We start from the raw sequence: 19,772 nt of genomic DNA on the forward strand, positions 1-19,772 counted from the left end.
CGTGCAACTCCCCAGCCGTCAGCCCACCGCCCACACGAATCAGTTTGTACAGTAACTGGTGGTGGAACGGCAGCGACCCCAGATTCTGCTCCAGAATGTACCGCTGCGCCCGTTCGTAGGAATCGGCCACGTCGTCGCTCCCGATCTCGCTGTGGTCCCGCTCCTCGACCAGCAGCGCCGCCTGCCAAAGCGCCTGGATTTCCTTCCGGGCGACGCCGGCCACTTCGTCGGCGATCTCCACCAACTGCTCGCGCGTGACCACACCGGACGGAAGCTCACGCCGAGCCCGCGCGTCGTCGACGTTCGCCTCGCTCTCGACGAGGTGGGTCAGCGCTGCATCGAGTACGTCGGACATCGGTGGGTCGTCGTGGGGGTCGCTGGCGACGATCGCGCTGGCCTTGTTGAGGAATTGCTGCCAGTCGTAAGCGGGACTCCAGTCTAATCGTCGTCGCCCTTGTACGCGCCTTCACGCTTCCGAACGCTCTCGACTCGGAGCATCTTCGACTCGTGCAAGAGTCGACAGCCGAGGCGATACCCACCGACACGGAGCTTCTGAAACGGCGAACCCGTCAGCGGTTCGAGAAAGTCGTCGGGGTCGCGCCACTCCGAGGAAACGACTTCCTCCAGCTTGTCGATGATCCGCTGTTGGCTATCGCTCCCCAACTGCGAGAACTGGTTTTCAGCGCGCGGCGAGAATTCCCAGTCCCAATCGTCATCACTCGTCGTCTGATCCATACTTCGCTTTGACCTCGTCGCTCGAAATGCCGTCACCCTCGTCGAATTGCGCTTCACTGATGGCGAGGTCCTTCCACACGCCCGCGCCCTCGGGATGATTCACCGAATCACGGAGTGCGTAGCGGATGAACTCGCTTCTGCTGTTGAAGCCACGCTCGCGCCACGTCTCGTCGACCACGTCGAGGAACGACCGCGAGATTCGGAGATTGATCCGGTCGATCTCGGGATCATTGTCGTTCGAGTCGGCTTCTGGCATACGCCTGTACATCCGTTACACTCACACAAAACGCTACCGCCACTTGCTCTCGACACTCGTCCGATACCGTAACCCGATCACACTGGTATTGAACTGCTGGATTGTCTCGGGGTCCAGCTCCCCGGGTGCGTCGTCAATGTTGTCCTCGCTCTCGACGAGGTGGGTCAGCGCTGCATCGAGTACGTCGGGCATCGGCGGGTCGTCGTGGGGATCGCTGGCGACGATCGCGCTGGCCCACAGCCCTTCTCCTCCGGCTAACGAAAATCGCCAGAGGGGAGGGTGGGAAACTGGCTTCCAGCACCACTCGGATTTTCGACAGTTCTGCTCACGGAGCGTCTCGCCAGAACTCGAATGCCTCGAAGACTGTACTTGCGATTCTCGATCAGCCAACGACCGTGTGAAAAACGAATGGGCCGACGCGGATTTGAACCGCGAACCTCCCGGTTATCAGCCGAGCGCTCAACCTGATTGAGCTACCGGCCCGAGCGAGTGCATCCGAGTGTACCCGAGGGGTACTGTTAAACGTTACTTTTCGGGGGCGGAGTGTGGGTCGACACCACGCCCGTCGTCGTCCTGTCGGCTGTCACTGTGTCACGAGCGTCGCCGGCACGGTGTAGCGAGGGGCCGTCGAAGACCGGCGGTCGGCAGTCTCACTCGTCGCGTTCCTCGAAGTCGATGTCGGTGGCGTTGTCGTGGTCGAAACCGGAAGGGGACCCCTCCGAGCCGACGGTACCGGGGCCGTCGCTCGGGCCGCTGTCGGGGCCGCCGGCCGGACCGCTCGGACCCGGGCCGGCGTCGCCCTGGCCGGGGAAGCCGCCGACGTAGACGTTGCCGCTCACGAATCCCTGAGCTTTGGCGTCGAGGTAGGGGGTGATGAGCCAGCGTTTGGCGGCCATGCGGATCGGCGCGCGCGTGATCGGCAGCGCGAGCAGGAGGCCGAGGAGGTCGGTGACGAAGCCGGGCGTGAGGAAGAACGCGCCCGCGGCGACGAGGAAGCCGCCGTCGACCAGCTCGTCGGTCGGTACCTCACCGGTCGCCAGCTTCTCCTGGATCCGGCGCAGCGTGTGGCGTCCCTCGGCACGGACCAGCAACATCCCGACGAGGGCGGTGACGACGACGAGCAACACGACGACGGCCGCAGAGAGCGTGTCGAACTGCGTTGCGGCGACGACGAGCAGGAGTGCGTCCAGCAGCGGTATCAACAGCAACACCGCGATGACCCGGAGCATACCCGCACTTGCCGGCCGCGACTCAAACGCTTTTCGAGTATCGGACCGGTGGGAGCGTGCCCCGACGTCACCGGACGGCGTGTTGACCGAGCTGATCCGAGAGTGCAAGTCTCTTGCCGGTCGGCTCCGTAACCCGGGTATGGATCAGTTCGCAGCGGAGACGAAAGTCGAGTGGCGCGAGTGGGGGCCGGCGGCCTTCGAGGCGGCGCGGGAGGCCGGCAAGCCGATCTTGCTCGCGCTGACGGTGCCCTGGAGCCCCGAGTGTCGCGAGATGGACCGCAAGACGTACGCGGAGCCACGGATCGCGGCCAACGTCAACGACGGCTTCGTCCCGATCCGGGTCGACGGCGACCGCCACCCCGAGGTGCGCGAGCGATACATCATGGGTGGGTTTCCCTCGACGGTGTTTCTCACGCCCGACGGGACGGTGCTGACCGGGGCGACGTATCTCGGGCCCGACGGCTTCCGCGGGATTCTCGACAGTGTCCGCGAGACGTGGGAGACGGAGGGGGAGGCCGCCGGCTCCGTCCCGCGCTCGCTGCAGACCGAGGCACCGCCCGCTGGTGAGGTGACCGCACGGATCGAGGAGGCGATGGTCGAACAGCTGCTCGCGGCCTACGACGAGGAGTACGGCGGCTGGGGCACCGACGTGAAGTTCCCGTTGCCACGGACCGTCGAGTTCGCGCTGGTGCGGGCTCGCGACCAGGCGACACGGACGCTTGAGGCGATTCAGACGCACCTCCGGGACACCGACGACGGCGGGTTCTATCGCTACGCGAACGGCCGGACGTGGTCGGACGCGCGGACCGAGCGGCTCCTCGACGAGAACGCCGGCCTCGTCAGGGCGTTCGCTCACGGCTATCGGTACACGGGGGAGGAGGCCTATCGCGAGACCGCCGAGCGGGCCATCGAGTACCTGACGACGGAGCTGTGGGTCGACACCGGCGGGGACACCAGCGGCGCGTTCGCCGCCAGTCAGGCCGGCGACGACACGTACCACCGGCTGGACGCCAGCGATCGGGCCTCGGCGGACCCGCCCCAGGTCGACGAGACGGTCTTCGCCGACCGGAACGGGATGGCCATCGACGCGCTGGCGACGTACGCCGCCTACACCGACGACGAGCGGGCTCGCCGGTACGCCGAACGCGCCCGCGAGACGATCACCGAGACGCTCGTCGAGAACGGCGCGGTCACGCACTACCGGACCGACGACGCCGTGGGGCCGACCGGACTCCTCCTCGACCAGGCGCGGGTCCTGCAGGGGCTGACGACGAGCTGGCAGGTGCTCGGCGAGGGCCGCCCCGCCAGAGCGATCGCCGACTGGGCGATCGAACACCTCCAGACCGAGAGCGGAGCGTTTCGCGACGGACCGGCCGACGGGCCGGGTCTGTGCTCGCGTTCGCAGTACCCACTCGACGCGACCGTCGAGCTGGCCGACGCCTTGCTCGATCTGGCCGCACTCGCCGACGACGAGCGTTACCAGGCGGCCGCTCACGACGCCATCGCGGCCTTCGCCGGTGCGTCCGACCGAATGGGCGTCGAAGTCGCACACTACGCGGCCACGGCCGCCCGGCTTCGCTCGCCCGCCGTCCTCCGCGTCGGCCCGCGAGCCGGGAGCGACCTCCACCGGGCCGCACTCCGACTGGCCGACCACGAGACCGTCGTCGTCCCCGACGTGGGCGGCGACGAGGCGGTCCTGTTCGAAGGCGGCGAGCAGGTCGGCACGGCCGAGGAGCCGGCGGGGCTCGAAGCCGTCCTGACGGGCGACGCGTAGGCGTCGTTCGAAAAAACGATACACGCGGGCAAACTGTCGATGCGTTTTTGACTGTCCGTGTCCTGTCGTCGGTATGGCGAATCTGAGAGACCTCGGCCTCTCCGAGTACGAAGATCGCGCCTTCCGGTCACTGCTGGACACGGGACCGACAACCGCGAAGGAGTTGTCACGCGCCAGTGACGTTCCGATGGGCCGCATCTACGACGTGCTCAACAGTCTGGAGACGTACAACCTCGTCCGCAGCCAGACGGCCAGTCGCCCCAAAAAGTACGCGCCGGTCGAGCCCGACACCGCCCTGGAGCGACTCCTGGAGGACAAGAAACGCCAGCTCGACGAGAAGGCAAAGCAGTACGAGGAGATCGTCGACGAGCTCTCGAATCAACTCGAATCCGCCGAGCCGGTCGAGGAACCGTTCTGGACCGCCGCCGTCGGCCCTGCCGAGACCGTCGACCTCCTGGTCGAACGGCTCTCGGCCGCCGACGAGCGGATCGTGATGGTGGGCTCGCTGCCCGGCCGGCAACTCGACCTGACCGAGGCGACCGACCGGCTGGTCGACGAACTGGAGAGTGCCCTCCAGCGCGGCGTCGAGGTGTACATGCTCCTGCCGCCCTCGTTCGTCGAGGCAGTCCCGGCAGACGTGGGCGAGGCCTACCAGCGACGCCTCCAGCAGTACGACAACTACCACTACCGCACCACGGAGGAGGTCACGTCGACGTTCGAACTGATCGACGACGTCGAGGTCTGTATCGAGGTTCCCCACCCGCTCGGAGGGTCGACGTTCGCCGTCATCGACCTGAAAGATCCGGAGTTCGCGGACGAGATCTACGCGGAGTTCGAGCCACGCTGGCAGCGGGCCCGAGAGATCGTCGGCGACTGACGCCTCAGTCGTCGGCCAGTTCCGCTTCGAGGTCGCCGAACGTCGCCACCCGCTCGGCGTGAGCGTTGTGCTGGTGGATCGACTCGTCGTTTGACTGTTTCATCGTTACGACGGCGTCCGCGGGGAGATGATCGAAGCGGTCGACGACGCCCTCTGCCATCGAGCGCACGCAGTCCTCGACGAACTTGGCGTTCTTGTGTGACTCGTAGGTCATGTGGTCCTCGTCGGGGCGCTTGGCGAGGTTGTAGATGCGCGCGCTCATCGACTCGCGGGCGACCTCGATCACGTCGAGCAGGTCCACGTCGGGCGCGCCCTCGCTCTCGATGGTCAGTGTCGCGTGGCCCCGCTGGGAGTGGCCCGGCTGGGGGACCTCTTCGAGGAACGAGTCGATGGTCTCGTCGTCGACGTCGAGGCCCCGCAGCGTCTCGCGAGCGCGGGCGGCCGACATCCCCTGCGAGCAGGGACAGACTGTCATCCCGGTGACGCGGGCTCCGATCTCCTCGCGAGTCCCGTCCTCGTCGGCGGTCGCCGACGCGACGATGTCGGCCGTCGACTGGGTGGGCCGTTCGGAGGCCGGCGTCTCCTCGCGGGTGACGTACTCGGCTTCCATGCGCACCTCGGCGTTGGTCGTGTAGTCGTGCTTGTCCAGGAGGCGTTCGGCCGCCTCACCGCAGACCGCTTCGACACCCGAGACCTCGTCGCGGACCGCCGCTTCGAGCGTCTCGTCGATGACTTCCATGTTGCGGCTCATGTCCGCGCCCTTGCGCCACGAGGGGAGATCGACGAACACTTCGAACGTCGCCATCAGCACGATCGGGCGCTGGTCGGCCCGGTCGATCTTCACGAGCTTCTCGACGCCGGTGACGCCGACGCGGTTGAGGCCGACGGTGACGTCCGGGCTCGACGCCTGAACGTCCGGCAGTTGCTGGCTCATCGACCCGTCCTAGGGAACAACTTCGGTTAGTGCTTTCGGAACCCCCGAAAAAGCGGGGTCACAGTGTGAGTGGGTCGATCACTCGTCCAGCGACAGCTCTGCACGACCGCCCACGTCGCGGAAGATCGCCTCGTAATCGTGCTCGTCGAAGCGGTCGACGATCTCGTCGAGTTCGGCCTGGTGGTCCTCGATCCGATCTTTGAGCTCCTGGAACTCGTCGCTCGACTGGAGTTCCGCCTCTCGTTTGGACGCTTTGAGCGCAGCGAACTTCGAGGTGAGCGCGTAGTACTCCCGCAGGTGGTTCTGGTAGGCCGCACAGCTCTGGAGCCGCTCGATCGTCTCGAAGAGGTCGTCGCGGCTGACTGGCTTGACGACGTAGTCGTCGAAGGGCATGTCGATGATGTCGAAGTCGGGATCGACCGCGGTCACCATCGCTACCCGCGCCGGCAGGTCGCGCTCACGGATCCGTTCGAGGATGGCGTCGCCGGAGATGTCCGGCATCCGTCGATCGAGCAACACCACGTCGATCTCGGGGTCGAGTGCGTCCAGCGCGGCCTCGCCGCTGTAGACCGTCTGGATGTCGTACTGACCGCGCAGCTGGGCTGCGTAGGCGTCTGCCACGTCGGGCTCGTCGTCGACGATCAGCACAGTCGCACGCTCGCTCACGGCCATCTGACTAGGTGTACTATGAACCAACTAACGCAAAAGCGTTCCGGGGACCGGCCGCCGTCTGGGAGTTTGCCCCCTCGTCGATGACGCCGTAAGTTAGTTCCCGACGAGATCGTCGTACCGCGCCCCGGTCTGTTTCAGCGTCGCCGTTGAGTAGAGCCGCTCGTGGTCGTCGGGCAGGTAATCGCTCGCCAGCTCGTCGATCTTCGCGTCGACGGCGTCGCTCTCCCGCCCGTGGATCATCGTAAAGAGGTTGTACGGCCAGTCCTGTTCCGGTCGCCGCGGGCGGTGGTAACACAGCGTCACGTATGGCAGTTCGCCGACCGTCCGCCCGCGCTCGTCGAGTTCGTCGTCGGGCACGTTCCAGACGACCATGCAGTTGCTGTCGAAGCCGGTCGCGACGTGGTTGACGACACAGCCGATTCGTTTGATACAGCCGTCCTCGCGCAGGCGCTCGATCGTCGCCAGCACGTCCTCGACCGGCGCGTCGACGCTCGCAGCCAGCTCCCGGTACGGCGTCGCCGACAGCGGCATCCCCTCCTGGATCGCGAGCAGGAGCCGGCGGGCCAGTGGCGTCAGGTCTGCGGCCGCCGACTCGCTGATCCGGGTCGCACTCACGTCGGTCGACTGCAGGCTCTCGCGGGCGAAGCGATCCGTGTTGACGACGGGAAACTCCAGGTCGATGTAGTAGTCGGTCAACATCGGGAGTACGAGCACCGAGCAGTCGGTCCGGGACTCGATCTCCGCGAGGATCTCGTCGCGGCGCTCGCGGGTGCTGGCAGTGACGACGAACCACATGTTCCACTCGTGGTCGCGGGCGTAGTTGTGGTTGACCTGGTCGTAGCCGTTGACGATCTCGGCACACTCGTCGAAGCGCTCGTCGGGTGCCGAGATGGCCGCCAGCGCCGACGACCCGATGACGGGGGGGTTCAACACCGGGCCGAACCGGCGGAAGACGCCCGCGTCGAGCAGTCGTCGGACGCGTTCGAGTGCGTCGTCGGCGTCGATCCCCAGCTCCTCGCCGACGGTTTCGAAGGGACGCTCCTCGACGGGGAACCCGCTCTGGAAGCCGTCGATGAGCGTGGCGTCCACGTCGTCGATGCGCTCGCGCCAGTCGCCCGACTGGAGACTCATCACCACGGCTAGGGAGTGTGGTGGTGTATCCTTTTCGACTGTCTCTCCACTCGATCCCCCAGATTTGTGGGTACTCGACCGGCAATCTCGGTGGGAAACCGGGGGGCTTTAGCCGGTCGCGGCCGAACCTGTTCGCATGTCACAAGCGACCAGCGAGTACGGGGAGTGGCCGCTCAAGCGTCTGATGACCGAGGTCGTCGGCTCCGGACACAAGTCCGCCGAAGACATGTGCCGCGAACAGGCCCGCGAGGCGTTCCAGCGGATCCTCGACGGCGAGCCCGACGAGACGACGCTGGGCGCGTTCTGGCTGGCGAACCGCTGGAAGCGAAACACGCCCGAGGAGCTGGCGGCCTTCGTCGACGTGATGCGCGAGGAGAGCGTCGAGGTCGCGGCTCCCAGCGCAGACCCCGTCGACTGCGGGGCCAACTACGACGGCAAGCACACCTCCGCCATCCTCGGCGTCGCGGCCGGCGTCGTCGCCGCCGCCGCTGGCACGCCGGTCGTCGTCCACTCGGGCGATCGCGTACCGACCCAGAAGCTCGACGCCTACAAGCACGTGCTGGACGAACTCGGTGCGACGACGGACCTCTCGCCCGGCGAGAGCGCCGACCTGGTCGACGACGTTGGCTTTGGCTTCTACTACCAGCCCGAGTTCAACCCCGGCGTCGACGACCTCTTCGACCGGCGGGACATGATGGGCGTGCGGACCTACGTCAACACCGTCGAGACGCTGGCGAATCCGGCCGACGCGAGCGTCCACCTCGGGAGCTTCTACCACCTCGCGTTCGCCAAGCGGATGGTCAAGACGCTCACGAAGTCCCAGCGCAACCCCGCCGACCGCGCGCTGTTCTTCCAGGGGATGGAGGGGTACGACGACATCCGCCCCGGCGCGACCGTCGTCGCCGAGTGGCCCTCCGACGACGCCGAGGCCGACGAGGACGGCATCCTCGACTACGAGATCCGCACCTCCGAGTACGGGATGGACATCCAGGGCGAGGACCTCGAAGTCGAGGACGTGGCCGGCGACTCGGCGACGATCACCGAGGAAGTCGTCGCAGGCGACCGCGAGGACGCCTTCGCCGACGCCGTCGAACTCAACGCCGCACTGCGCATCTACGCACGCGAGGACGTGTCGAGTCTCGACGACGGCCTGGCGGAAGCCCGCGCTGCCATCGGCGACGGCAGCGCCGCCGCGGTCCTCGAAGACCTCCGCTCGTACTGACGACACCGCCAGACCGACGCTCTCAGATGACATCTCAGACACCCACGTTCGACGAGCAAGCGGTGACACACGAACGCGCGACGGTCAACGGGATCAGCCTGCACTACGTGACCGCCGGCCCCGCCGACGGCGACCTCGTGGTCTTGCTCCACGGCTTCCCGGAGTTCTGGTACTCCTGGCACAATCAGCTCCCGTCGCTGGCCGACGCCGGCTACCGGGTCGTCGCGCCGGATCTGCGCGGCTACAACCGCTCGGAGAAGCCACCGAACGTCGGCGACTATCGAGTCGACGAGCTGGTCGCCGACGTCGCCGGACTGATCGAGCACTGCGGCCGCGAGCGAGCCCACGTCGTCGGCCACGACTGGGGCGGCCTGATCGCCTGGCACGTCGGCAGCGACCGTCCCGATGTCGTCGATCGGCTGGCCGTTCTGAACGCGCCCCACCCGACCAGATACGAGCGGCTGCTTCGCTCCTCGCCCACCCAGATCGCGAAGTCCTGGTACGTCTTCTACTTCCAGTTGCCCGTCCTCCCCGAGTTGGGGTTTCGACTGAACGACTACGCCGCCGTCGAGTCGATTCTGGGCGATACAGTCAGGCCCGACGCGTTCACCGACGAGGACGTCGAGCGCTACAAGTCCGCCCTCGCGACGCCGGGCGCGCTGACGGCGGCGGTCAACTACTACCGGGCGCTCGGCCGCCAGCGAGCGCAGTCGATGCTGACCGGCGGCGAGGAGCCCGACCGCAGCGTCGACGTGCCGACGCTGCTGCTGTGGGGTGAGCAAGACTTCGCGCTCGATCTCGAACTGACCGAGGGACTCGACGAGTGGGCGTCGGACATCGCAGTCGAGCGAATTCCCGACGCGAGCCACTGGGTCCAGTTCGACGCGCCGGAGCGGGTCAACGAGGCTCTCGTCGACTTCTTCACCGACTAGAGCGCTCCATCGGTGTCGAACACCGCATGCAGAGCGTGCGGTCGGCGACCCAGTTTACGTCCGTCGAGCCACACTCCGGACACCTGAAGTTCGCGTTGTTGTACTCCGTCGTGCCGCGGCTCGCGGCGAGAGTGCCGTCGTCGACGGCACGTGCCACCAGCGACCGGAAGCGCTGGCGCTTGAACTGCGCTCGGTGAGCGAGAAACGGGCCGGGCTCGTTCGGATCGGCCCCGTGGAGATCCGCCCACGTGATCGCGATTTCCCCGTCGTCGAGCCCGCGAGCGACCTGTTTGATCGTCGCCGCCGCGGCCTCGAAAAGCGGTGTCGTCGCCCACCGCTGTGGCGACTCCACGTCGACCACCTCGTAGGCGTCGACCGCGTCCGCGTACGCCGCCTGTGCGTCTCCCACGTCGCCCACGACCCGGTAGTCGGCGACGAACTCGGCGAGGCAGGCCCGCTGTACCGGGTGTTCGAGGACGTGTTCGAGGTCCCGGGAGACAGCGACACCCTCGACACAGCGGTGGGTCGCCCGTTCGTCGGCTCCAGCGACGCGGTAGGCGACCGCGGCGGTCGCGAGGTATCGTAGTCCCACGCCGATCCAGCCGTTCTCGTCGGCCTCGAAGGGATGGTGTCCCTCGTGGGGACGAGCGAGTCTCGCTCGTGCCGCTCGCGTGTACTCGTCGCCGGCACGCTCGTAGCGCCGGCCCGCGACCGCGTCGACGGCTGCCGTGTGTGCATCCGTGGCCGTATCGACCATACGACTCCTTGGCCGCCGGGCGGAAATACCGTCGGATCTGACTGGCCGGGGAGCACTCTTTGGGGACGAGCCCCAAGGGGCGGTATGGATCGTAACGACGTCCGCGCGGCATGGGAGGAAGTCGCCGAGACGTACGCTCGCCAGCGTGATCCTGGCGGTTCCGACGCGGCACTGATCGGGGAGTTCCTCGACGAGTTACCGCCCGACCCGCTCGTCCTCGACGCGGGCTGTGGCGACGGTGCCCGGACGCTGGCGAACCTGCCGGCCGGTAGCCTGGGACTGGACTTCTCCAGACGTGGACTCGAACTCGCAGCCGAGACGGTTCCCGGGGCCCGCCTCCTGCAGGGGGACATGACCGCGCTGCCGGTCGCCGACGACGCCGTCGACGGAATTACGGCCTACTACGCGGTCTTTCACGTCCCACGCGACGAACAGCCGACAGTCTACCGGGAGTTCGCTCGGGTACTGGAGCCGGGCGGCAGCGTCCTGATGACGCTGCCCGGTGGCCGCTTCGAGACGGTTCGGCGCGGCTGGATGGGCGGCGAGATGTTCTTCGCAGCACCGGGGCGAGAGCGGACACGAGAACAGCTTCGGGACGCGGGTTTCGACGACCTCCGAACGACGAGCGCAGACGATCCGCTCGGCTCCAGCACCGAGTTCGTCGTGGCGTCGCTGTAGCGGGCCACGTCGACTGCTCGTGCTACTGGCCCAGTACCCGTCCCGATGTCGAGACTCGGATTTAATGTCTCTATACTGTTTAATGAGAAGTGGTATCAATAACCATTCGTTCTTCCGAGACAGGGTGTGCCACATACCCACATGATAGTCGTACCGCGTCGTATCGATCCACCACAGTCCGATCCGGAGGTGCGGTGTTGACGGTGCTCGGGACGCTCCTCAGAGGTGTCCTGCGACGGGCGCTCCTGCGTCGGATGATCCGGCCGGTCTTCGGGTTCGTCGCCGTCGTCGTCGCGGGCGTCGTAGGGTTCAGCGTCCTCGCGGGCGTCGGCGTCGTCGACGCACTGTTCTGGCTCCTCGATCCGACCAGCATCGAGTTGCACTTCCAGTCCCACGACGGCCCGGTCAGACTGGTCAAAGCGTACGCCATCGTCGTGCTCTCCGGACTCGTGGTGGCGGGACTGTGGATCGGCGAGACGCTGCTGTCGGCGACGTTCGGCGGCCAGATTCAGGAGGAACTTCGACAGATGCAAATCGAACAGACGATCGAGGAACTCGACGACCACGTCGTCGTCTGTGGCTACGGGACCTTCGGACAGACCGTCGCCGCGGGGTTGCAAGAGCGCGACCGCGACGTCGTCGTCGTCGAACAGGAAGACGAACAGTTCGAGCGAGCGATCGACGACGGACACCTCGCAGTCAGCGGCGACGCCCGACAGGACGAGACGCTGACCGACGCTGGCGTCGAACGGTCTCGGACCGTGATCGGCGCTATCGACGACACGAGCGCGAACGTCCAGATCGCCATCGCCGCGAGTCAGCTCGCGCCCACCGTCGAGCTGGTGGTTCGGGCCGGCAGTCGGATGGACGAAGCGCTGGCCCGTCGTGCGGGTGCCGACGAGGTGATCGTACCCGAAGTCGTCAGCGGCGAGCAGGTGACGGCGAGGCTGTGAGAGACACTCGATTGCCAGTTATCAGAAAAGCTTACACAGTTATCTGTCGTTCATTTCAAAACGATGGTCGTAATTCAACCGTTCGAGTGGCTCGTTTTCGGCCTGGGAGCACTCGCGGGAGCCGTGAACCTCACCGGGGTCCTGGCGAGCATTTCTGGCACGGTTTCGTACTACCCACTCGGCAGTCGCGACTGGCAGTACTACACTTTCTGGGGGCTTTCACACGTTTTAAACGGATCGCTCCTCGTCCTGGGGATTCTCCAGTTCGACGCGCTCGGACTGCCGCCGTGGACGCGACTCCTCGGTGGGGCCCTCTTGATCGCTGGCTTCCTCGTCGTGTTGGTGGCAACCCGGGCCCTCGGCGTCGAGCAGACACGAGGTATGAACGAGGAACTACAGACTGAGGGTGTCTATCGCCTCTCTCGGAATCCACAGTACGTCGGGTACGTCCTGGCAACGATCGGCTTTCTGCTGGTCACCGACGCACCGCTGGTGGTAGTGTTGTGCGGGCTGTATCTGGCGCTGTGGGTGAGCTTTCCCTTCGCCGAGGAACCGTGGCTCTCCGAACAGTACGGTGACGTCTACGAGCAGTACGCGATCGACGTACCTCGGTTCGTCGGAGGGAAGACGATCGCACGCCTCCGGGGCGACGACTATAGTAACAATTGAAACGAGTCACACACCGATCACACTGCTGTCGTGCGATCGGGTGTGCATTGACTTTCAATGGCTACTGTAGTACCGGTGGGCAGCGTCGACCATCAGGGTTTTGCCGGGTCCTCTCTACTGACTGGATATGACACGCGTCACGCTGGAGACCTCGAAGGGCGACATCGAACTGGAACTGTACGACGAGCGCGCACCCCGTACCGTCGAGAACTTCCTCGGACTGGCCGAGCACGATCCGGCGGCCGACGCCGAGCCGGCCCCGGACACGACGACGTGGGAAGACCCCGAGAGCGGCGAGGTTCGCGGCGACTCGCTGTACGAGGGCGTCGAGTTCCACCGCGTCATCGAGGACTTCATGGTCCAGACCGGCGATCCGACCGGCACCGGACGGGGCGGCCCCGGCTACCAGTTCGACGACGAGTTCCACGACGAACTGCGCCACGACGAGGCCGGCAAGCTCTCGATGGCCAACAGCGGTCCGAACACGAACGGCTCGCAGTTCTTCATCACGCTCGACGCCCAGCCACACCTCGACGACAAACACGCCGTCTTCGGCGAGGTCGCGGACGGCATGGACGTCGTCGAAGCGATCGGCAACGCAGACACGGATATGCACGACGGACCGACGACGCCGATCACGATCGACGGCGTCGAGATCCACGACTGATACTGCCGGCTGTAGTCTGTGCAGAACCGTCCGACGCGTCTCGCGCTGTCGACGCTGACGAGAGACCAACGGCGACTGTTCGTCCCACGTCGTTCGACAGCGGGAGACTGAACGGCGCTACCGGGTCGCTGTCGCCGGACGGCTTCGATGATTAACAACGGCTGTAGTACCGTATCCGTGGCTTGAAGTAGGAGGAATCGAGAGTGTTGCCCATGCTCGGGGACAAGCGCGGCTATCAGTTGCTGTATTTCGTCTTCTTCGCCTCCTCGAACGGCTTCATCGTCTTCCGGAACGCCTACTTCGAGGAGCTCGGACTGACAGGGGGGCAGATGGGGCTGTTGGGTGCGCTGCTCGTCGTCGGCGGGATGATCGCCCAGCCGATCTGGGGCGGAGTGGCCGATCGCTTCGCGGCCTCCAAGCCGGTCCTGTTGATCGCGGCCGGCGTGTCGAGCGTGGCCATCCTCGCCTTCCCGCTGGCCGGGCGCGTCCCCGATCCATTCCTCTTGCTCGTGCTCGCGACGGCGCTGCTCTCGACGGTGCGGTCACCGATCGTCCCGATCACCAACGCGATGATCCTCTCTCGGGGCGTCGACTACGGACAGGTCCGTGCCTTTGGCTCGATCGCGTTCGGGCTGGGGAGTCTCGTCATCGGGTGGCTGCTCTCGCGGTTCGCGACGGAGATCGTCTTCTACATCTACGCGGTCGGGATGGTCGTGCTCGTCTTGATCGTCCGCAGCGTGCCCGACGCCGACGCCGACCTGACGCCGGATCTCCGACGCGAGGCCGTCAAGCTCCTGCGCAACCGACGATTCCTGCTCTTGCTCGGCGTCGCGGTGCTGCTGGGCGGGGCCAGTTCCTCGGGCAGCGCCTACTTCTCGGTGTACGTCCGGGCGATCGGCGCGCCGGACAGCCTCACCGGCACCGCCTGGATGGTCAAGACCGTCGGCGAGGCCGTCATCTTCCTCTCGATGGCCAAGATCGGGCTCGCCAACCGCACGCAGCTCTCGCTCGGTGCCGCCCTCTTTGCGGGCTGTTACCTCGTCTACGCCGCCGTGGGAACGCCGACGGCGATCATGGCGGTCCAGCTCGTGCTCGGCGTCGGACTGGCGCTGTACAACCTCGCCGTCGTCGAGTTCGCCCACCGCTTCTCGCCCGACGAACTGACCTCGACGGGACAGGCAGTGCTCTCGGCGTTCGGGATCGGGACCGGGCGCGCGCTGGGTCAACTGGGTGCCGGGAACGTGATGGACCTCGTGGGCGTCCAGTCGATGTACTTCGTGCTGTCGGCGCTTGCGGCCGCCGCCCTCCTGTTGAGCCTGGGCTTTCACGGGTCGACGCTGCGCCGACTCGGCAACGCGGCCGGCGTCGGGCAGTAGCGTCCTGCGGGAAGAGTCGGGCTTAACTGTCCAGCCCGCGTTCGTCCGATATGGCAGACGAAGACGCTCCGGTCGACCCGAGCCAGATGGGCGGGACCGACGCGCCGCCGGTCGAGGACAAGCCCTACAAGATCATCTTCGAGGCCAACAAGTGCATCGGCGCGGGCAAGTGCGCCGAGGTCTCGCACAACTGGGACCTGAACCTCGACACCGGGATCGCCGCACCGAAGGTGTACTTCGTCGGCGAGGACGAGGTCGACGACGAGATCCGTGCCGCCGAGGTGTGTCCGGCCAAGAAAGACGTGGGCGTCATCCACGTGGTCGACCGCCGGACCGACGAGGAGATCGCTCCCGACCCCGAGGGCGACGGGACGCTGTCGGTCGACTGGTGATCATCGACTGCGCTCGTCCTCCCGGTGTCGGTGGCACTCGGCGACGTGACGACCGCTCCCGTACTCTGCTGGCACCTCGTAGCGTGGCCGTTCTCGGGCGCAGATACTGGGGTCCGTGAACGACGCTGTCAGGAGGTCGGCGGCTTCGTCCCAGCGGTCGTCGACGAGCAGGTCGATCGCGCGTGAGACGATCCGACCGGCCTCACCGTCGGGGAGCCGCGAGCCGAAAAACTCCGCGCGGATGGCGTTTGCTCCGGCCAGCTCGAAGCTGTGGCGCTTGACCGAGCGCGTGAACTGCCGCACCTGTGCCCACCCCTCGTCGGTCAGCTCGAAGGTCGACGGTGCGATCAGCTCCGGACAGCGCGTCCGGAAGCGACAGCCACTCGGCGGTTCGATCGGGCTGGGGACGTCGCCTTCGAGGACGCCTCTGGTCCCTTCGACGCGGGGGTCGGGCACGGGAATCGACTCCAGCAGCGCCCGCGTGTAGGGGTGCTGTGGGTTCTCGAACAGCTCCTCTTTCTCGGCGAGTTCCACCAGTTGTCCGAGGTACATCACCGCGACTCGGTCGGAGATGTGGCGGATGACGCTCAGGTCGTGTGCGATAAAGAGGTAGGTGAGGCCGAACTCCTCCTGGAGGTCCCGCATCGTGTTGAGCACCTGCGCCTGGATGGACACGTCGAGCGCCGAGACGGGCTCGTCACAGACGACGAAGTCGGGGTTGACCGACAGCGCCCGTGCGAGGTTGATGCGCTGGCGCTGGCCGCCCGAGAACGCGTGTGGGTACCGGTTGTAGTGCTGTGGATCGAGGCCGACCTTCCCCAGGAGTTCGCGGGCGCGCGCCTCCCGCCCGGACTCGTCGTACATCCCGTGGGCGCGCATCGGCTCCTCGACGATCTTGCCCACCTTCATGCGCGGGTCCAGCGACGACTGGGGGTCCTGAAAGATCATCTGGATGTCCCGGCGGTTCCGTCGGAGCGTCTCCCCGTCCATGGCGGCGAGGTCCTCGCCCCGGAAGTACACCGAGCCGTCGGTCGGCTCGATCAACCGGAGGAGCGTCCGCGCGAGCGTGCTCTTCCCACACCCCGATTCGCCGACCAGCCCGAGCGTCTCGCCCTCGTAGATCTCGAAGGACACGTCCTCGACGGCCCGGACCCACTCTCGGCCGAGGTCGACCAGTCCGTCGCCGTCGCCCGGTCGCAGCTGCAACCACGAGAGGAACCCCTCGTCGTTGGGGAAGTGCTTGGTCAGCCCTTCGACGCGCAAGAGGGGATCGTCGCGGGACGTGGCGGTCGGCTCCGTCGCGGTCTGGCGCTCGGTGTCACTCATCGCTCTCACCTCGGCGTCGGCCGCCGTCGCCGGTCAGCGTCACGTCGACGCCGCTGCGTGTCTCGTTGTCGAGGGGCGGGCTCGTCTCGTAGCCGACGCCGTCGAACACGTCGTGTTTGAGACAGGCCGACCGGTGGGGGTGGGCACCGTCTACCAGCACGCGACAGTCGGGATCGACCTGCGTACACGCCTCGCGAGCCTCGGGACAGCGCGTGTGGAAGCGACAGCCACTCGGCGGGTCGATGGCCTCGGGCATGACGCCCGCGATGGGGTCCAGTTCCTCGACGGTGCGATCCGGGCGCGGGATCGAGCGCAACAGCGCCTCGGTGTACGGATGTCTCGTGTCGTGAAACAGCTCGTCGACGCCGGCCTGCTCGACGATCTCGCCGAGGTACATCACGTTCACGCGGTCGCAGATCTCCGCGACGACGCCCATGTCGTGGGTGACCCAGACGAACGCGGTGCCGTACTTCTCCTGGAGGTCGGCGACCAGTTCGAGGATCTGGCCCTCGACGGTCACGTCCAGCGCGGTCGTGGGCTCGTCGGCGACGATCAGCGACGGCTCGCAGGCCAGCGCCATCGCGATCAACACGCGCTGGCGCATCCCGCCCGAGAACTGGTGTGGGTAGTCGTCGTACCGGGCCGCCGCCTCCGGGATGCCCACCTCGCGGAGCATCTCGATCGCCTCCCGCTTTGCCGCCTGCTTGCCCAGATCGCGGTTGACCTCGATGAACTCCCGGAGCTGGCCCCCGACGGTGTAGACGGGGTTGAGCGACTCCATGGGGTCCTGGAAGATGATCGCGATCTCCCGGCCCCGGATGCGGGTGCGCATCTCTCGTCGGGACAGCGAGTCCTCCGTTTCGACGGGTCGTCCGTCGTCGTCGAGCACGGGGTCCCCGTCGCGGTCGGTCTGGATCTCGAACAGCGTCTCACCGTCGAACGCGACGCGGCCGCCGACGATCCGGCCGGGCTCTTCGACCAGTCGGAGCAGCGACGCCGACGCGACGCTCTTGCCGGCTCCGGACTCCCCGACGAGGCCGACGATCTCGCCGGCCTCGACGGAGAAGCTGATGCCGTCGACCGCCCGGACGACGCCGTCTTCGGTGAAAAAGTGCGTCTGCAGGTTCTCGACGCGGAGCAGTGGGTGTGTCATGGCTAGTTGTTGAATCGCGGGTCGAGAGCGTCTCGCAGCCCGTCGCCGAAGATGTTGAACCCGACCACCGTGACGAGGATCGCCAGCCCCGGCCAGACGCTGAACCACGGGTTCGGGATCATGTAGTTGCGCGAGACCGCCAGCATCTGGCCCCACGAGGGAGTGGGCGGCTGGACGCCGAACCCGAGGAAGGAGAGGCCGGCGACGATCAGGATCGCGGTGCCGACCTGGAGCGTCGCCTGTACCAGCACCGGCGTGAAGCTGTTCGGGATGACGTGTCTGAAGATGATGTCGCGGTCTCGGACGCCAGCGGCCCGCGCCGCCTCGATGTAGTCTTCTTCGCGGATGCTGACGACGCGCGAGCGGATCAGTCGGGCGAACGTAGGGATTGAAGCGATTCCGACGCCGAAGACGATGAACGTCAGCGAGCGCCCGAAGACGGCGATGAAGGCGAGCACTAGCACGAGGAAGGGGATCGCGAACAGCGTCTCGGCGGCCCGCATCAACACGTCGTCGACCCAGTCGCCGTAGTAGCCCGACACGGCACCGACGACGGTGCCACTGGCGAAGCCGACGACCGTCGCACTCAGCCCGACCGTGACCGCGATCCGCGATCCGTAGACGAGGCGCAACAGGACGTCCCGCCCCCGGTCGTCGGTCCCGAGCGGGTGGGCCCAGCTCCCGGCCCCGAACTGGTTCTCGAACCCGACCGGCGGGAGCAGTCGCGGGGTCGCGGCCGACTCGCTGACCGGACTCACCCACACCGTCTTGGCGATCCAGTACTTCTCGACGCCGAACTGTGCGAAGAGCCGATAGCCCGCGAGGAACTCGAACAGCACGGCGTCGATCGTCGCGAACGTGGCCATCGCGGTGACGACGGCGATGATGGCCAGCCCGGTCATCGCCGTCGGGTCGGCTCGGATCTGCGAGAGCGTGTACCGCCAGCCGACGCGGGCTTCGATCTCCGTGGGCTCCGTGTCCCGCTCTTCGACGGCGTCGCGAGTCGTCGGGCCGTCGGATTCGTCGATCGTCGCCATCGTCACTCGGCCTCCCCGTAGGAGACCCGCGGGTCCACGTACGCGTAGGAGAGGTCGGTGACGACGACGCCGACGACGAACACGAACGCGAACACGATGGTCGTCCCCATGATGAGCGGATAGTCCTGGCGCGCGATCGAGTCGACGATGAGTCGTCCCATCCCGTTGATCTCGAAGACGACTTCGGTTAGCACTGCACCGCCGATGGCACTCGACAGCTGGAGGCCGATGATCGTGATCACCGGGAGCTGTGCGTTCCGGAAGGCGTGTTTCCGGAGGATCGTCCGCTCGGAGATGCCGTAGGCTCGCGCGAGCGTGACGTACTCCTCGGTGAGCACGTCGAGCATCTCGGAGCGTTCGATGCGGGTGATCGCGGCCATCTGGAGCGTTCCGAGCGTGATCATCGGCAAGAGGAGGTGTTCGCCGGCCATCGCGAGCACGTCGAGACGCGTCTCCGCGCCCCGGATCCCCGCCGGATCGGCCCACGGCATGACGAGGTTCGTCGTCGGGAGCAGGTTCGTGTGGAACCCGAACACCAGGATCAGCATGAGCCCGATCCAGAACGAGGGGGTCGACACGCCGATCAGCGAGACGATCCGGGAGACGTGATCGGTGAGTCTGTTGCGCCGCTTGGCCGAGACGACGCCCAGCGGAATCGCCGTCGCGATCGCGAACGCGTAACTGGACAGCATCAACAGGACCGTCGCCGGCAGCCGCTCGCCGATCTTCCTCGTGACGGCCACGTCGTAGTAGATGCTCGTCCCGAGATCGCCGGTCAGCAGGGCGGCGACGTAGTTCACGTATCGCACCCACAGCGGCTGGTCGAGCCCGTACCGTGCCCGGATCGCCGCAATTTCGCTCTGGCTCGGTGACGGTCCCAGCATGATCTGGACCGGATCTCCGGGGATCGCGTTGGCCAGCGCGAACGTGATCGTCACGACGCCGAGCAGGACCGGAATCGCCTGCAACAGTCGCCGTACGGTGTAGCGAACGAGCCCCATT

The 19,772-nt window shown here is 66.6% G+C and carries 22 protein-coding genes, 1 tRNA gene and 1 pseudogene; 10 read left to right on the forward strand and 14 right to left on the reverse strand.

Features of this window, described 5'->3' with window-relative positions; translation table 11 throughout:
* Positions 1-286: 286 nt before the first annotated feature.
* The 6 genes and pseudogenes from AC5FRZ_RS05000 to AC5FRZ_RS05025 form a co-directional block, all read right to left on the reverse strand.
* A pseudogene (locus AC5FRZ_RS05000) lies at positions 287-415 on the reverse strand (DUF7386 family protein); the annotation flags it as partial.
* Positions 416-438: 23 nt separating this feature from the next.
* Positions 439-735 carry a type II toxin-antitoxin system RelE family toxin gene (locus tag AC5FRZ_RS05005; RefSeq protein WP_170093650.1) on the reverse strand — a complete coding sequence of 99 codons (297 nt, stop codon included), beginning with the start codon at positions 733-735 and terminating at the stop codon, positions 439-441.
* Positions 716-991 carry a ribbon-helix-helix domain-containing protein gene (locus tag AC5FRZ_RS05010; protein WP_493564050.1) on the reverse strand — a complete coding sequence of 92 codons (276 nt, stop codon included), beginning with the start codon at positions 989-991 and terminating at the stop codon, positions 716-718. The genes AC5FRZ_RS05005 and AC5FRZ_RS05010 overlap by 20 nt, the downstream gene beginning before the upstream one ends.
* A 33-nt stretch (positions 992-1,024) precedes the next feature.
* The gene (locus AC5FRZ_RS05015) at positions 1,025-1,231 is read right to left on the reverse strand and encodes a DUF7386 family protein (protein ID WP_493565075.1); all 207 of its coding nucleotides are present in this window, start codon (positions 1,229-1,231) and stop codon (positions 1,025-1,027) included.
* Positions 1,232-1,400: 169 nt separating this feature from the next.
* Positions 1,401-1,474: transfer RNA gene (locus AC5FRZ_RS05020), tRNA-Ile, on the reverse strand.
* Positions 1,475-1,641: 167 nt separating this feature from the next.
* Complete coding sequence (locus AC5FRZ_RS05025) at positions 1,642-2,220, reverse strand: FxsA family protein (RefSeq protein WP_372479471.1); 579 nt, start codon at positions 2,218-2,220, stop codon at positions 1,642-1,644.
* A 139-nt stretch (positions 2,221-2,359) separates the two neighbouring features.
* Between AC5FRZ_RS05025 and AC5FRZ_RS05030 the strand changes: the two genes are divergently transcribed.
* Together AC5FRZ_RS05030 and AC5FRZ_RS05035 are read left to right on the forward strand one after the other, a co-directional pair.
* Positions 2,360-3,994: a DUF255 domain-containing protein gene (locus AC5FRZ_RS05030; RefSeq protein WP_493564051.1), complete on the forward strand. Its 1,635-nt coding sequence runs from the start codon at positions 2,360-2,362 to the stop codon at positions 3,992-3,994.
* 73 nt (positions 3,995-4,067) lie between these two features.
* Entirely contained in the window at positions 4,068-4,871 is an 804-nt protein-coding gene (locus AC5FRZ_RS05035; protein ID WP_170093654.1) for a TrmB family transcriptional regulator, read from the forward strand.
* A gap of 4 nt (positions 4,872-4,875) precedes the next feature.
* On the opposite strand, the gene mptA is transcribed toward AC5FRZ_RS05035, so the two are convergent.
* The 3 genes from mptA to ahbB all read right to left on the reverse strand — a co-directional run bounded on the left by mptA (position 4,876) and on the right by ahbB (position 7,608).
* On the reverse strand, positions 4,876-5,805 hold the full coding sequence (gene mptA / locus AC5FRZ_RS05040; RefSeq protein ID WP_208628721.1) for a GTP cyclohydrolase MptA: 930 nt from the start codon (positions 5,803-5,805) through the stop codon (positions 4,876-4,878).
* 78 nt (positions 5,806-5,883) lie between these two features.
* Complete coding sequence (locus AC5FRZ_RS05045; RefSeq protein ID WP_153552637.1) at positions 5,884-6,477, reverse strand: HalX domain-containing protein; 594 nt, start codon at positions 6,475-6,477, stop codon at positions 5,884-5,886.
* Between the two features lie 93 nt (positions 6,478-6,570).
* Positions 6,571-7,608, reverse strand: coding sequence for a siroheme decarboxylase subunit beta (gene ahbB, locus AC5FRZ_RS05050; RefSeq protein ID WP_372479469.1), 1,038 nt, complete (start codon positions 7,606-7,608; stop codon positions 6,571-6,573).
* Between the two features lie 136 nt (positions 7,609-7,744).
* On the opposite strand from ahbB, the gene AC5FRZ_RS05055 reads away from it, so the two are divergent.
* Both AC5FRZ_RS05055 and AC5FRZ_RS05060 read left to right on the forward strand, forming a co-directional pair.
* Positions 7,745-8,830: an anthranilate phosphoribosyltransferase gene (locus AC5FRZ_RS05055; protein ID WP_493564052.1), complete on the forward strand. Its 1,086-nt coding sequence runs from the start codon at positions 7,745-7,747 to the stop codon at positions 8,828-8,830.
* A 26-nt stretch (positions 8,831-8,856) separates the two neighbouring features.
* Entirely contained in the window at positions 8,857-9,762 is a 906-nt protein-coding gene (locus tag AC5FRZ_RS05060; protein WP_493564053.1) for an alpha/beta fold hydrolase, read from the forward strand.
* On the opposite strand, the gene AC5FRZ_RS05065 is transcribed toward AC5FRZ_RS05060, so the two are convergent.
* Entirely contained in the window at positions 9,752-10,519 is a 768-nt protein-coding gene (locus AC5FRZ_RS05065) for a hypothetical protein (RefSeq protein ID WP_493564054.1), read from the reverse strand. The genes AC5FRZ_RS05060 and AC5FRZ_RS05065 overlap by 11 nt on opposite strands.
* Positions 10,520-10,603: 84 nt before the next feature.
* Between AC5FRZ_RS05065 and AC5FRZ_RS05070 the strand changes: the two genes are divergently transcribed.
* The 6 genes from AC5FRZ_RS05070 (at position 10,604) to AC5FRZ_RS05095 (ending at position 15,254) form a co-directional block, all read left to right on the forward strand.
* Positions 10,604-11,197 carry a class I SAM-dependent methyltransferase gene (locus tag AC5FRZ_RS05070; protein ID WP_493564055.1) on the forward strand — a complete coding sequence of 198 codons (594 nt, stop codon included), beginning with the start codon at positions 10,604-10,606 and terminating at the stop codon, positions 11,195-11,197.
* Between the two features lie 254 nt (positions 11,198-11,451).
* Entirely contained in the window at positions 11,452-12,150 is a 699-nt protein-coding gene (locus AC5FRZ_RS05075; protein WP_372480808.1) for an NAD-binding protein, read from the forward strand.
* A 63-nt stretch (positions 12,151-12,213) separates the two neighbouring features.
* Complete coding sequence (locus AC5FRZ_RS05080) at positions 12,214-12,819, forward strand: methyltransferase family protein (RefSeq protein WP_493564056.1); 606 nt, start codon at positions 12,214-12,216, stop codon at positions 12,817-12,819.
* Positions 12,820-12,946: 127 nt separating this feature from the next.
* On the forward strand, positions 12,947-13,486 hold the full coding sequence (locus AC5FRZ_RS05085; protein WP_493564057.1) for a peptidylprolyl isomerase: 540 nt from the start codon (positions 12,947-12,949) through the stop codon (positions 13,484-13,486).
* Between the two features lie 212 nt (positions 13,487-13,698).
* Entirely contained in the window at positions 13,699-14,862 is a 1,164-nt protein-coding gene (locus AC5FRZ_RS05090) for an MFS transporter (protein ID WP_170093664.1), read from the forward strand.
* 50 nt (positions 14,863-14,912) lie between these two features.
* The gene (locus AC5FRZ_RS05095; protein WP_153552631.1) at positions 14,913-15,254 is read left to right on the forward strand and encodes a ferredoxin; all 342 of its coding nucleotides are present in this window, start codon (positions 14,913-14,915) and stop codon (positions 15,252-15,254) included.
* On the opposite strand, the gene AC5FRZ_RS05100 is transcribed toward AC5FRZ_RS05095, so the two are convergent.
* The 4 genes from AC5FRZ_RS05100 to AC5FRZ_RS05115 are packed head-to-tail and all read right to left on the reverse strand — an operon-like array spanning position 15,255 to position 19,771.
* Positions 15,255-16,580, reverse strand: a complete 1,326-nt coding sequence (locus AC5FRZ_RS05100; protein ID WP_493564058.1) for an ABC transporter ATP-binding protein — start codon at positions 16,578-16,580, stop codon at positions 15,255-15,257.
* Positions 16,573-17,733: an ABC transporter ATP-binding protein gene (locus tag AC5FRZ_RS05105; RefSeq protein ID WP_493564059.1), complete on the reverse strand. Its 1,161-nt coding sequence runs from the start codon at positions 17,731-17,733 to the stop codon at positions 16,573-16,575. Before AC5FRZ_RS05105 ends, AC5FRZ_RS05100 begins: the two co-directional genes overlap by 8 nt.
* A 2-nt stretch (positions 17,734-17,735) precedes the next feature.
* The gene (locus tag AC5FRZ_RS05110; protein ID WP_170093668.1) at positions 17,736-18,770 is read right to left on the reverse strand and encodes an ABC transporter permease; all 1,035 of its coding nucleotides are present in this window, start codon (positions 18,768-18,770) and stop codon (positions 17,736-17,738) included.
* Between the two features lie 2 nt (positions 18,771-18,772).
* Positions 18,773-19,771: an ABC transporter permease gene (locus AC5FRZ_RS05115; RefSeq protein ID WP_170093669.1), complete on the reverse strand. Its 999-nt coding sequence runs from the start codon at positions 19,769-19,771 to the stop codon at positions 18,773-18,775.
* Between the last annotated feature and the right edge of the window lies 1 nt (position 19,772).

The sequence above is a fragment of the Halomicrobium sp. HArcht1-1 genome, assembly GCF_058933285.1.